Annotated in this window: 8 protein-coding genes and 1 riboswitch; of the genes, 1 reads left to right on the forward strand and 7 read right to left on the reverse strand. The window is 53.5% G+C overall.

Annotation, left to right across the window (positions count from 1 at the left end):
* Position 1 precedes the first annotated feature (1 nt).
* From GYMC10_RS29585 to GYMC10_RS29605, 5 genes are all read right to left on the reverse strand, one after another.
* Positions 2-1,579, reverse strand: a complete 1,578-nt coding sequence (locus GYMC10_RS29585) for a response regulator (RefSeq protein ID WP_015737782.1) — start codon at positions 1,577-1,579, stop codon at positions 2-4.
* Positions 1,580-1,690: 111 nt separating this feature from the next.
* On the reverse strand, positions 1,691-3,388 hold the full coding sequence (locus GYMC10_RS29590; protein WP_015737783.1) for an extracellular solute-binding protein: 1,698 nt from the start codon (positions 3,386-3,388) through the stop codon (positions 1,691-1,693).
* 98 nt (positions 3,389-3,486) lie between these two features.
* The gene (locus GYMC10_RS29595) at positions 3,487-4,386 is read right to left on the reverse strand and encodes a carbohydrate ABC transporter permease (protein WP_015737784.1); all 900 of its coding nucleotides are present in this window, start codon (positions 4,384-4,386) and stop codon (positions 3,487-3,489) included.
* Between the two features lie 10 nt (positions 4,387-4,396).
* Complete coding sequence (locus GYMC10_RS29600; RefSeq protein WP_015737785.1) at positions 4,397-5,374, reverse strand: ABC transporter permease; 978 nt, start codon at positions 5,372-5,374, stop codon at positions 4,397-4,399.
* Positions 5,375-5,725: 351 nt separating this feature from the next.
* Complete coding sequence (locus GYMC10_RS29605; RefSeq protein WP_015737786.1) at positions 5,726-7,804, reverse strand: molybdopterin-dependent oxidoreductase; 2,079 nt, start codon at positions 7,802-7,804, stop codon at positions 5,726-5,728.
* A 456-nt stretch (positions 7,805-8,260) separates the two neighbouring features.
* Positions 8,261-8,455, forward strand: a riboswitch (cyclic di-AMP (ydaO/yuaA leader).
* Positions 8,456-8,621: 166 nt separating this feature from the next.
* Here GYMC10_RS29605 and GYMC10_RS29610 point away from each other — a divergent pair.
* Positions 8,622-10,448, forward strand: a complete 1,827-nt coding sequence (locus GYMC10_RS29610) for an APC family permease (RefSeq protein WP_015737787.1) — start codon at positions 8,622-8,624, stop codon at positions 10,446-10,448.
* Between the two features lie 138 nt (positions 10,449-10,586).
* Here the strand turns inward: GYMC10_RS29610 and GYMC10_RS29615 are convergent, their stop codons facing one another.
* Together GYMC10_RS29615 and GYMC10_RS29620 are read right to left on the reverse strand one after the other, a co-directional pair.
* A complete protein-coding gene (locus GYMC10_RS29615) occupies positions 10,587-11,447 on the reverse strand; it encodes a formate/nitrite transporter family protein (protein ID WP_015737788.1) in 861 nt (286 codons plus the stop codon).
* A gap of 461 nt (positions 11,448-11,908) precedes the next feature.
* Positions 11,909-13,156, reverse strand: a complete 1,248-nt coding sequence (locus GYMC10_RS29620) for an MFS transporter (protein WP_015737789.1) — start codon at positions 13,154-13,156, stop codon at positions 11,909-11,911.
* Positions 13,157-13,238 lie beyond the last annotated feature (82 nt).

Below are 13,238 nucleotides of genomic sequence, written 5' to 3' on the forward strand. Positions count from 1 at the left end.
CTTAATCCTCCCGCTTCCGGAATTCGAGAGGGGTCATGCCGTATCGCTCCTTGAACTGCCTGCTGAAATAGGGGAGATACCGATACCCTACCTGATCGGCCACTTCGTATATTTTCAGCCCCGGCTGCTTCAGCAGCTCTTGCGCCTTCTCCATACGCAGCTGCACCAACAGCTCGTTAAAGGTGCTCCCCGATTTCTCCTTGATCAGAAAGCCGATATGGCTCGGGGAAAAAGAAAAATGCTGGGCGATATCCTTAATGGTGATATTCTCGCTCATTCGTTCACGGATGGTATGAATCACGTTACGGATGAATTTGCTGTCCTTCGAGTTGTTTTTTTCATACAGCCGTTCGGAAATTTCGAATATCCGCTGCACAAACCAAGAACGGATATCGTTGATGGTGTCGAATTGCATCAAGATATCCAAATGGTGGATCTCCATGCCGAGCAGCTCGAACAGATCCTCGTTCCGGCTGCTGAGATACTGATCCAGGCGCCAAATGATGTAATTGGACATGTTGTGAACCGAGAAGCGGGAACGCAGATTCGTAATGGAGCCGAACAGCCCCTCTACTTCGTCGCAGATGCGGACGAGCTCATAGCCTTCCATCGCGGCAAGCAGCTTGTTCATGTGCGCATCCAGCATTCTGGAATCCAGCATGCCCGGCTCCGCGCGCACATCCTCGTATTTGATCAGGCTGCCCTTGCCGAGGAACATCTTCCCTTCTACGGCTTCGATCGCCTGCCGATACGATGACTGAAGCTCCTCCATCGCATATGCCAGCCCGCTGATGCCCGTAGTAATGGAGGCCGGCGTCAGCTGCTGGATGGCGTCATATACCTTATGTACGGTCGGCTCGACGGCCTCGTCCTCCAGCAGCAGCGCCACTCGCTGGGAAGACAGCTTGCAGTAAGGCACGATGCCTTGCCTCGCGATCACATCGTGAATCTGCTGCAGAAATATGCGCGAGACTTCCCGCTGCGAGGTGAAGCTCCCTCCCTGCCTCCACAGTAGATTATCCAATTCCATCACCACGACGCGAATGGGCCAGTTCATGCGGTCCAGCCCGCAGGAAACCGTCAGCTTGGATAACGATTCGTTGTCCTCCGTCTCTTCCTCCCGGAGCAGACGAATGAGCAAATCGCTCTTCACGATCGGAATCATTCGCTGGTAAGCCATCTCCACCTCGCGCTGCTTGGTCTCATCGTCCAAATCCCGCTTTACCTTGAGCAGGGAGGTGACCAATTCGCTGTCGTTCATCGGCTTTAGGACATAGCTGTAGGCTTTCAAGGACATGGCCTGCTGAACGTAGCTGAATTCCTGATACCCGCTCACAAATATAATGCGCATGTTGGGCCTGCGCTCAAGTGCAATGCGCGCCAGCTCCAGTCCCGACATATAGGGCATGTTCACGTCGCTGACCAATATATCGATGGGCTCTTCCTCCATGATTTCGCAGGCAGCCAGCGCATTGTTTACGCTCCCCCTCACTTCCATGCCCAGATCAGACCAGGGAATAAAGCGTTTCATGCCCTCCAGATCAAGCTCTTCGTCATCCACTAACAGGACCTTATACATAGCCATCCCTCCATCCGTTTGCCGATGATCACCAAAACAGAGAGATCCCAAAGGATCTCCTGGAATCCCTTGGGATAGATATACTCGGTTTTCTTTGTGAACACCGATAGGTTATTCCTGATTCATCTTCTTCAGGTTCTCCTGCCACCTTGCCGTCCGCCATTCCAACAGCTTGCCGTAACCGATCGCCATGAGATCCTCATTACCCTGATCGAGGATTTTATCCACATCCTCATCACTTTTCGCCATGACCGAATTGGCATAAATCTCGAGGAACAATTCATCCACCGAGGTTTGGATGATGCCTTCCTCGGACTCCGGCGGCGGATTCAGGTTCACGAACTCCGTCACGTTATATTGGGTCGGCCAGGTGATCGTCTGCTGATACTTCGTTCTCCAATCCTGCTCTTCAAACGGCAGCTCAGCCATGTATTTGTATTTGGCCGGGTCGATGTAACTGGTATTGCCGACAAACATGATCGGTTCGTTCTTCGTCTGAATATCGGCTACCTCTGCCGGGTCGTAGTCCGCTGTAAAGTTCGGTTTCCCTTCTTCATCGAAGCCCTCCCAGTTGTCGCCCTCGGGGCCGAAGAACTGAAGGTTCATGCCCTCCGGACCGGTGTACCAATCCAGGAAGGCGAAGATGGCTTCCGGATCCTTGGCAGCCGTCGTAATGTAAGCGGCATTCCAGCCAAAGCTGGTATAGGTGCCCGGATAGATCTTGTTCTTATCCAGACCCGGCTTGTGGATCGGCCAGATCATGAAATATCCGCCGTCCGGATCCTCCTTGATAAGCTCAGGCTGCGCGTCTCCCGCCATCGTGGTCGGACTGGAGCCGGCAAATACGGCAACCCGGCCGGTCATTACCTTCTCCAGCACCTGATCCTCCGTCTGGGTAAAGGCATCCTGGGAAATCAGCTTCTCGCGGTACAGCTTGGCGATGTACTTCTGTGCCTCGCGAAACACCGGGTCGGTGAACACCGAGGTGAGCTTGCCGTCCTTCGGCACGGCGCGCATGGAGCTGTTCAGGTAGGTATACAGCGTGCCTTCGCCGAACGCCGTGTAGAGCACGCCCAAACCCTGCATATCTCTTGCACGATGCGGTTCAAACGGAATCACGCTGCTGCCGTACTTTTCCTTCACTTTGACCAGGTAGTTATAGAGATCGTCCGTCGTTTCCAGCGGGGGAGCGCCCAATTCGTCGTATATTTTCTTGTTGACCACATATCCCGCATTGCCCGCCGGCCTTGACGTGTACCAGTTCGGGAACATATACAGCTTGCCGTCGTCGTGGCGAAGCATGTTCAAATTATCGCTCATCCACGTCTTCAAGTTCGGGTACTTATCCAGATAGTCGTCAAAAGCGACCAGCTTTCCTGCCTCGCGGAGCCTCTCCAGATCCGGGTGATTGCGATCCGTCCAGATCATGTCGGGGAGCTGATCGGAGGCCATCAGGGCGCTCAGCTTCTGCGTATGGGCACCGGCCGCCGCGATCATGCTGATCTTAACGCCCTTGTTCTCGCTCAGCCATTTGCCCGCCGGCGTACTCTCCCATGCAGGGAAATTCGTGTTTTCATAGTGGGCATAGGCCGTGAATTCAAGCGGCTTCTCCCCCAGCACCCATTTTCCGTCAGGATTTCCCGGCTGCTCTGCCTTCGGTGTTCCCCCGTTATCGGTTTGGGCCGTCTTCGGCGTCGTCTCAGGCGATGCGCCGCTTGTGCCGGACTTGCCGCTGCAGCCCGTGAGCGCAGCGGTCAGTACCAGCATGACCGATAACGTCAGCAGCATGGGTCTTGACTTTTTTTTCATAAACCTAACCCCTCTCCATTTAACTTCTAATGCACTTCAAGCCGTCAACCTGTTCCTTATATGTCCAAAGCGGATCTTCCGCCCTAAACCAAAACCGATTATTCCTTAAGGGAACCGACCAGCACCCCTTTGACAAAATACTTCTGCAGGAAGGGATACACCATGATAATGGGCATCGTAACCACGATCATGATCGCCATCTGCAACGATTTGGACGTGATCTGTTTCGTCTTCTCCATCAGGGCAATGGAGCTGGTATCCAGCAGCGCGGTCTGCTCGCTCACGATATTGGCATTCAGCGTCTCCCGCAGGATCGTCTGGATGGGCATCAGGTTGCCGTTCGTGATATAGATGCTCGGCAGGAACCAGTCGTTCCAGTGCGCCACCGCCGTCAGCAAAGCCAGCGTAGCGATGACCGGACCCGAAAGCGGGAGAATGATCCGAAAGAAGATGCCCCAGGTGCTGCAGCCATCAATATGAGCGGACTCCTCAAGCCCGTTCGGAAGCCCCTTGAAGAACGTCCGAAAGATGATCATGTTCCACACGCTGATCAGCGAAGGAATGATAAAGACCAGGAAGGAATCCATCAGACCGAGCGAGCGGATCAGCAGATAGGTTGGAATCAGGCCTCCGCCGAAATACATCGTGAAGACAAAGAACACCATGTAAAATCCCCTGCCGATCAAGTAAGTCCGCGTCATGCCGTAGGCTAGAAGGGCTGTCATGAAGATGGAGGCCACCGTACCGATGACCGCCCGGCTGATTGATACGGCAAATCCGTTCAGCAGCCGGCTGTCGCCCAAAATAATTTCGTAATTCTGCAGGGTAAACTCCCGGGGCCAGAAGGTAATGCCACCCTTGGCGGTATCGACCCCCACATTGAACGATACAACGATGGCATTCCAGAACGGGTAGAATGCTGAAAAAGCAAGTAAGGATAACAGACTATAAATGATGACCAGCATCATTCGGTCGCTAAAGCTGAGTCTTTTTAACATACAGGGCCCCCTACCATAAACTATTGCCGGACCTTCGGGCGATGTAATTGGCGATGGTGAGCAGCCCGATACTGATAATGGCTTTGAACAATCCGATGGCCACGCCGTAGGAATAACGGTGACTGCCGATCCCTACGCGGTATACGTAAGTGTCGATGACGTCCGATACCGGCCTCAGAACGGGATTGGTCGCCAGCAGCAAAATATCTTCGAAGCCGGCATTGAGCAGGTTGCCGATGGCCAGAATCATGAAGATGACCACAACCGGCAGGATGGAAGGCAGGGTGATGAGATAAATTTGCTTGAACTTACTCGCCCCATCCATATCCGCAGCCTCATACAGATGCGGATCTACGCTTGCGATGGCGGCCAAATACACGATGGAACCGAATCCGATCTCCTTCCAAACGTTGGCCGAGATGAGAATCGACAGGAAATACTCCTTGAGGGACAGGAAGTTGATAGGCTCCTGAATCGTGCCGATTTTTTGAAGGAGCATGTTGACGCTTCCGTTCTCCGTTGCCAGCAGGGCCGTCGTGAGACCCGCTACGATAACCCAGCTCATAAAATGCGGCAGGTAGGTAATCGTCTGAACGACCCGCTTGAAGAACATGTGACGGACTTCGTTCAGCATCAGAGCGAGAATGATCGGAGCCGGAAAGCCGATAAGAAATTTCAATAAACTGATCACGATCGTGTTGCGGATCAAGCGTTCGAATTCCGGCGCGGCAAAAAAAGCTTCAAAGTGCTTGAATCCGACCCAGGGATTCTCCCAAATTCGCGAGCCCGTAAACAGGTTGTAGTCCATAAAACCTGTCAGCACCCCGTACATGGGCAGATAAGAAAAGATCAAGACGAGGATGATGCCCGGAATGACCATCAGCTGGGCATCCCATTGCTTCATCAAGCGCCTCAGGAAGCTCCGGCTGTAAACCTTACCTTTCGAAGACAGCCCTTCAGGCTGCGGTTTCGGTGCGGTTGGGGACATTTTCTTCCTCCCATCTATCTAAATTCATTCGTGCTTTTAGCATTTGCCCCGTTCACATGAACTGGTGGGCCGATTACCGCTATGCTGCGGGCTTAAGGACATTCTACCTTTGACAAATGTGTGAAACTATATAACAAACACGCGATTTTTGATACTTCGGACGGATTCTGGCTATTGACAGTTCCGCAAAAAGTATAAGAAATGCCGGCAATGAAAAAGGCCTGTAAGATCCGGGGATCTTACAGGCCTTTTTGTTTCACGTGCACTATACAAAAAAGAAGCCCCCTGAGGGGGCCTCTTCTGCGTCATCTGTCCTTGGGCCATCCGTCTGCCTAGGATGGGTCTATCGCTTTATTGCTTCCGCTTCACCTCGACCACCGTCGAGAAGAAGGTAGCCCCTTCACCCAAGTCGGACAGCCTGTCCGGCGTAAGGGCATTGGCGCGCTGCTTGCGGCCCTCGCCTTCCCACCACAGGCCTTGGCTGACTACGGTGCCCGGCAGCATTTTATCCGTCACCTTCGCCCGGACTTCATAGGTTCCGCGGTCATTATATACGATGACCATCTCGCCGTCCTGGAGCCCGCGTTCCTCGGCATCCGCCGGGTGAATCTGCAGGGCCGGCTCCTTCTCCAGCTTCTGATGCTTCTCCACGTTCGCAAAGGTCGAGTTCAGGAAGTTATGGTTCGGCGGCGAAATGAACATGAGCGGGTATTGGTGCCCGCGGCCGCGCCTTACCCCGTCATATCCTTCCTTCAGCGGCACGTAGGTCGGAAGGGGCGGCAGACCTGCTTCCTCCAGCTGCGCAGAGTATAACTCGATGCGTCCCGAAGGTGTCGGCAAACGATCCAGATACGTGTCAAGCGGCGTCATATCGAGCTTCACATGGCGGTGTTCCCTCAGCTTGTCCAGCGTGACGCCGTTTAGATAAGGGTTATCCGGGAAGTCGAGCGCTCTTGCGATCATCTCTTCCTCGGTCTCATGAAAAGCCGGTTCCTGGAATCCCATAGCCCGTCCCAGCAAGGAGAACAGCTCTACGTTGCCCTTGCTTTCCCCAAGTGCCGGAATGACCGGCTCCTGCAGCTGAACGTACTGATGCCAGTAGGAAGCGTACAGGTCCGTATTCTCGAACGAAGAGGTTGCCGGGAGCACGATATCGGCATACTTGGCCGTATCCGTCATAAACAGGTCATGCACAACCGTAAACAGATCTTCCCGTGCAAACCCTTCCCTGACCCGCTCGGTATCGGGAGCCACAACCAGCGGATTGCTGCAATAAACGAAGAGCGACTTAATCGGCTGTTCGGTCATGGCAAGCGCTTCGCCGATCCGGTTCATGTTAATCGTGCGCGCTTCGGGATTCGGCCGGAGATCGGGACGCTCAAGCGCGTCGCTATCCATGCTGTTGTAACCGCCGTTCGACTTGGCGGCCCCTCCGCCCCGCTTCAGCCATTGTCCGGTCAATGCGGGAAGCGCGGCAATGCTTCGCACCGTCAAGCCGCCGTTGTCGTGATGCTGAAGTCCGTTGCCGATATGGATGTAGGAGGTATCGGCCCGGCCGTAGAGCTCGGCCAATTTCTCGATATCCTCGATCGAGATGCCGGTAATGGAAGAAACGTGCTCCGGCGTGTATTCTTTGACGTGCTCGCGCAAGGCTTCATGGCCAATCGTATACTTCCGGAGAAATTCCTCATTCACCATGCCGTCGCGGAACATGATGTGCATGAGACCGACGGCCAGCGCCGCATCCGTGCCTGGATACAGCGGAATGAACCAGTCGGCCCATTGCCCCGTCTGGTTCTTGTGGACATCGATCACAACGACCTTGGCACCGGCTTTGCGCGCTTTCTCTGCAATCACCATCTGGTGCATATTGGTGCTGACGATGTTGCCGCCCCAGACGAGGATGACGTCGGCTCGTACGGTGTCCTCCGGAACGGTTCCCCCATTAAACCCCATCACGGATTTCCAGCCCTCATTGCCCGCGGAATTGCAGATCGACTGCTTCAGGCGGCTGGCACCCAGCCTGTTGAAGAATCTGCGGTCCATGCCGTCGACGCTCAATATCCCCATATTGCCGTAGAAGCTGTAGGGCAGGATGCTCTCGGAGCCGTATTCCTCGATCAAGCCCTTATAGCGTCCGGCAATCTCCTGAATGGCTTCGTCCCAGCTGATCCGCTCGAAGGCGCCCTCACCCTTGGGACCTACTCTTCGCAGCGGATAGAGCACGCGTTCCGGATGATACACCCGGTGTGCCATATTACGGACTTTATTGCAGATGGCTCCCTGCGTAATCGGATGCTCCGGATTACCGGTCACCTTGACGATTTTTCCGTTCTCTTTATGCAGCAGCAGGCCGCATGTATCGGGACAATCCAACGGACATACCGCCGGAAATACGCCGTTTTCCTGATGAATCATCGCTTGAGTCATTTCGTACTTCCCCCCTATGCTCGGCTGCATCATATCCCTTTATCTTAAAAGAAAATCGGGGTTCCAGTAAAGTCATACATTTTTTTCTAATCAGGTGATTCACTTTTCTCCCCCCCGGGTATATTCCTATCAAGAGCAAAGAAGAGGAAACCAGACCCTTTCTCTTCCTTGCCGAATCATGGACCACTCCCAAAAAAATTCGCCATGCCAGTGTCTCCTCCCCCGAGACCGGCATGGCGAATTTGTTCCCCACTCCTAATCCTCCATATTATAGAAACTCGTGATTTTCGCAGTAAACATGCAAAATAAAAAGCCTGTCAAAGCCACGTCTTTATGTAAGCGCTTATCTGTCATTTTTTATAAATAATTCTGTTCGAATGATCGTTGGAGGATGTTTTACAAACGATTGGAGCAGGCGTAATATACTATTCAGCTTCGAAAACATTCTTCATATTCACATGACATTCGCTTAATTTCCATGATGGAAAGCGGGGGAACCAACCGTATGGAGGGATACCTATAGGATCCTTCAACCATACTATGGGGTGAATCCTGATGCGTCGCGTACGTACGCCGCGATGGAATCAGGTAGGGCGACTCTCACCGCCCGAATCCGACAGCTAACCTCGTCAGCGTTGATCGGGAGGGTTGTGAACTTGTGATCAAACACAGGGTTCTAACCTGTGTTTTTTGTTTGCCAAAAATCAGCATAGGCATGGTGACCGTTCCTATGTCCAGCATATAAAAAACACCGATAGAAGTCCGTTCCGGGAGCTTCTACCATGAACTTAATCTTAAGCGGCGGTGAAAAACAACCATGTTATCCTCAATCAAGCGCTTCCTCATCGGAAGACCGCTTAAATCAACGGAATTAGGCGAACAAAAGCTGAATAAAACCAAGGCGCTGGCCATCCTGTCATCCGATGCGCTATCGTCCGTGGCCTATGGCCCGGAACAAATCCTCATTGTGTTGATGACCGTAGGGGCAGCTGCCTATTGGTATTCCATACCGATTGCCGTCGGCGTCCTGGTCTTATTGCTGGCACTTATCCTGTCGTACAGACAAATTATTTTCTCCTATCCGCACGGCGGCGGCGCATATGTCGTGTCCAAACGGAATTTGGGCATGTACCCGGGGCTGGTGGCCGGCGGTTCCTTGCTCGTGGACTATATCCTGACGGTTTCGGTCAGCGTGTCGGCCGGGACGGATGCGATCACGTCGGCTTTTCCGGAATTACACGCCTATAATCTGCCGATCTCCATCGTGTTCGTTCTATGCTTGACCGTATTGAATTTAAGAGGAGTTACGGAGTCGGCCTCCATATTGGCTTATCCGGTTTACCTGTTCGTGCTTGCGTTATTTATCCTGATCGGGGTAGGGATATTCAACATTGCCACAGGCCATGCGTCTCCGGAGCTTCATACGCCGATCGGCACGCCCGTAGCCGGGCTGAGCTTGTTCCTGCTCCTGCGCGCATTTGCCTCGGGCAGCTCCGCCCTGACCGGCGTGGAGGCGATTTCCAATGCCATTCCGAATTTCAAAGACCCGGCCCCGAATAACGCCGCCAAAACTCTGGTGGCGATGGGATCGCTGCTGGCCCTGTTATTTTCGGGCATCGTTTTCCTGGCTTATTACTATGGGGTCAGTCCCAGCGAACAAGTCACGGTCGTTTCCCAAATTGCCGAGCATACCTTCGGGCGAAATGCGCTTTATTACTTCATACAAGGGACAACGGCCTTAATTCTGATCCTCGCCGCCAACACGGGGTATTCCGCTTTTCCCCTGCTGGCCGTCAATCTGGCGAAGGATAAGTTCATTCCTAGAATGTTCACCGTCCGCGGCGACCGTCTGGGATACTCGAACGGAATCATTATTCTTGGATTTTTCTCCATTCTGCTGCTGCTGGCTTTTGAAGGCAAAACCGAGCATCTGATTCCGCTGTATGCCGTCGGCGTGTTTATCCCGTTTACCCTCTCCCAGACGGGGATGATGGTGAAATGGATTCGGGAAAAGCCTGAAGGCTGGATCGTCAAGCTGATCATTAACACCACCGGCGCATGCATCAGCTTTATCGTGACCATGATCTTCTTCTTTACGAAATTCGCCCAGGTGTGGACCGTGCTGATATTCCTGCCGCTGATCATCTGGATTTTCACCCGGATCCGCAAGCATTACGAGGCGGTAGCGGACCAGCTCCGGATTACGACTTGCGAGCCGGTTAAGCCGATTGAGGGGAATGTCATCATCCTGCCTGTGGCAGGAATCACGCATGTGGTGGAGAACTCGCTGAATTACGCCAAATCGCTGGGAGCGGGCCAAATCATCGCGGTGTACGTGCCGTTCGAGCGGGAGGAGGAAGTCGCCTTCCAGGAAAAATGGAAAAAGTGGCAGCCGGACATCCGGCTGGTGACGCTGCACTCGCCTTATCGGAGCATCATTCAGCCGCTGACGAAATTCATCGATACCGTGCAGCGCAAGGCCAGCGAATCCGACTATCAGGTTACCGTCGTCATTCCGCAGTTCATCCCCAAGAAGGGCTGGCATAATTTCCTGCACAATCAATCCAGCCTGCTCATCCGGGCACATCTCCTGTATCGGAGAGACGTGATCATCACGACGGTTCCCTACCATTTAAAAAAATAGCGGGCTTGTTCCCTGCTTGATTCATTACTGGGAACAGCCTCGCCCATCACGACAAAAAAACTGCGATCAACCGCTGCCTTTCATCAAGGACGGTTGAACGCAGCTTTTTTTGCCCAGACGCTTGCCAGGCCTCCGGCATTAGGAAACGTTCTGCGCGGAATGAACCTGTTGAGGGGAGCTAGCCGATGGCACAGGCGTCTGCTCGCCGCGCGGAGCGGCTGCGGCTTGATTCTCCTGCTTTAAATAAACGGTTCCGTATGTCGCTCCCACAAATAACGCGCCGCCAACGAAATTGCCCAGCCATACCGGAATGAAGTTCATCAGATACTCGCCCCAGCTGTAATAGCCTTCAAAAATCGCGGCCGGGATGAGAAACATGTTGGCCACCACGTGCTGAAACCCGATGGCGACAAACGCCATGGTCGGAAACCAGATCCCGAGAATTTTGCCGCTCATCTGATCCGATCCGTAGGACAGCCATACGGCGAGGGCTACGAGCCAGTTGCACCCGATGCCCGACAGGAAGGCTTGCAGGAAGCTGTCGTCCAGCTTATGCCCGGCCATATCCACCAGTTTCTCCAGGTAAACGCCGCTGCCTGTCATACCGGTCACATGTCCGAAGAAGTAAGCGACGAATAACGCTCCCAACATATTGCTGACCGTGACAAGCGCTAAATTCCGCATCATCTCCTTCGTGGAAATTCGCCGCTTGAATCTGGCCAAGGACACGGCCATCATGTTGCCCGTCAGCAGCTCCCCGCCTGCAAGCAGGACAAGAATCAATCCGACGGGGAATACCGCAGCGCCTATAAAACCGGCAATCCCTCCCCATTCTGGAGACGCTCCGGCAATCACGCGTATGTCAAGCAAAAAGCCGAGCGCAATAAATGCCCCCGCAAGGAATCCTAATATCATCACGTTTATGGCGGAGTTATGCGCTTTTTTTACCCCGTTCTCCACGGTAATCTCCGCAATGCGCTCAGGTTTATGGTAAGCCATGGTCACTCCCTCATTTCTTCCGCATCCGCCTTGTCTACCTATCCGAATGCAGCTCATGATATTCGTGTTATCGTTACCAACATTGTAACGCAGCTTCTTTGGCAAGAACGTGAATTATATCACGATTGTGTCCTAAGGGACGGACAGGTACAGATGTGATGTTCCGTATGCCTTGATCTGCTGACCACGCTGCAGCGAATAACATGGATCGGATTCGGTGTGGCCATTTAAGCGATATATGGATATAGGCACAGCACCTTGTCCATGGGTGGAGCTTCGGATCAGCTTTAGCGGGGTGACTGCCTTTCGCTTCCTTCGAGGAATCGCATATGCCGAAAAAGCGGTGCCCGGGTTTCTCCCCGGCACCGCTCTTTTGGATTGTCTTTACCAGTACGAAGCCCGTTCGCGCTTGATACCATTCTGCCAGATTCGGCTTAAATGTATAGATTTTTACTCACCCGCTAGGCTTTGGCCGCAGTCTCTACCCTGACAGGCGCCTCCGTTTCCTGCACCGGCACCTTGGCGATCGGCAGCTTCATGCTGATGAACGACGACAGCAGGAAGAGCGCGCCTGCCGTGAAATACACCACGACAATGGAGGTTACCGACATATACCAGCCCGTCAGCCCGGAGCCAATGAGCAGCATGCCGGTAAATATCGGCGTCATCACGCCGTTCAGCCGGCCAATGAATTTCTCTTCCACCTGCTGCATCATCACCGCCATCAGGACCGTCTGGGCCATGGCCATCAGCACCCCGGTGACGAAGCGCATCGAGCCGGTCAGGATCGGCCACTGGGACAGCACCTCGACAAAGGTCGAGAGTCCAAGGAAGGCCAGCCCCGCAAACAGCAAGTAGGAACCTTTCACTTTGCCTGCAATCACCGCTGCGATCACACCGCCGATCAACATGCCCAAGCCCTCAAGCGCGGTGAACCACTGGACGCTGGACATCTCCAGCTGAAGACGCTCGGTGATGACGAAGATGTCGAGCGGCTGTACGAGTCCGCTGCCCAGCGCCAACAAAACGTAGACTACCAGCAGCACCTTCAACAGCCGGCTGGAACCGATGTAGGCGAAGCCTGCCTTCATGTCCTTCACGAACGAACCGGCTGATTCCGAGTCCTTGGAAGGTTCGTCCACGGTGGAAGGCAGAAAGGCCAACACGATCGCCGAAGCGCCGAACAGAATCAGCAAGCTGATTAAAGAGGCCTGCAATCCAAATGCTTGATAAATCGTCGTGCCTACCATAGGTCCCAAAATGATAAACAGCGACATCGAGGTCTGGGATAACGCCGTGGCCGCGGGCACATGCTCATCCGGCAAACACCGCTTGATGATCTTCATGGACGATGGCTGCGAGAATTGCGATACGACGGCCGAGACCAGCGTCACCGCAAACACGGCCTGCCAATATCCCGCATACACAACAAACAAAATAAGCAGAATGGATATGAAGCTTAAAATATCCCCCCATATCATCGTTCGCTTGGGACGCCAACGGTCAGCCAGTACGCCGCCAACCATGGAAATCACGAAGATCGGCGCGTATTCAATCACGGTCAGCAGCGATACGGCGACCGGGTCATGGTTGCTCTGCTCCATAATAAAGAACAACAGCGCCATATTGCGGATCCAGATCCCGATATTTTGCATAAAATCAGATACCATCAACAGCACGAACGCGCGGTTGCCAAACAAATGCTTCATACTCCATCCCCCTGTTAAAACCGACTATTCGGTTTATTTATAATTGCGAAAACGCCCTTTCCTGTTAGCTAAGAAAAGCGTT

Origin of the sequence: Paenibacillus sp. Y412MC10, assembly GCF_000024685.1 — a bacterium.
GTDB lineage: Bacteria > Bacillota > Bacilli > Paenibacillales > Paenibacillaceae > Paenibacillus_AQ > Paenibacillus_AQ lautus_A.

What these genes read in the sequence shown, in the direction of transcription:
- GYMC10_RS29585 (WP_015737782.1), bottom strand. Translation starts at nt 1,579, where the DNA reads ATGTATAAGGTCCTGTTAGTGGATGACGAAGAGCTTGATCTGGAGGGC.
- GYMC10_RS29590 (WP_015737783.1), bottom strand. Translation starts at nt 3,388, where the DNA reads ATGAAAAAAAAGTCAAGACCCATGCTGCTGACGTTATCGGTCATGCTG.
- GYMC10_RS29595 (WP_015737784.1), bottom strand. Translation starts at nt 4,386, where the DNA reads ATGTTAAAAAGACTCAGCTTTAGCGACCGAATGATGCTGGTCATCATT.
- GYMC10_RS29600 (WP_015737785.1), bottom strand. Translation starts at nt 5,374, where the DNA reads ATGTCCCCAACCGCACCGAAACCGCAGCCTGAAGGGCTGTCTTCGAAA.
- GYMC10_RS29605 (WP_015737786.1), bottom strand. Translation starts at nt 7,804, where the DNA reads ATGACTCAAGCGATGATTCATCAGGAAAACGGCGTATTTCCGGCGGTA.
- GYMC10_RS29610 (WP_015737787.1), top strand. Translation starts at nt 8,622, where the DNA reads ATGTTATCCTCAATCAAGCGCTTCCTCATCGGAAGACCGCTTAAATCA.
- GYMC10_RS29615 (WP_015737788.1), bottom strand. Translation starts at nt 11,447, where the DNA reads ATGGCTTACCATAAACCTGAGCGCATTGCGGAGATTACCGTGGAGAAC.
- GYMC10_RS29620 (WP_015737789.1), bottom strand. Translation starts at nt 13,156, where the DNA reads ATGAAGCATTTGTTTGGCAACCGCGCGTTCGTGCTGTTGATGGTATCT.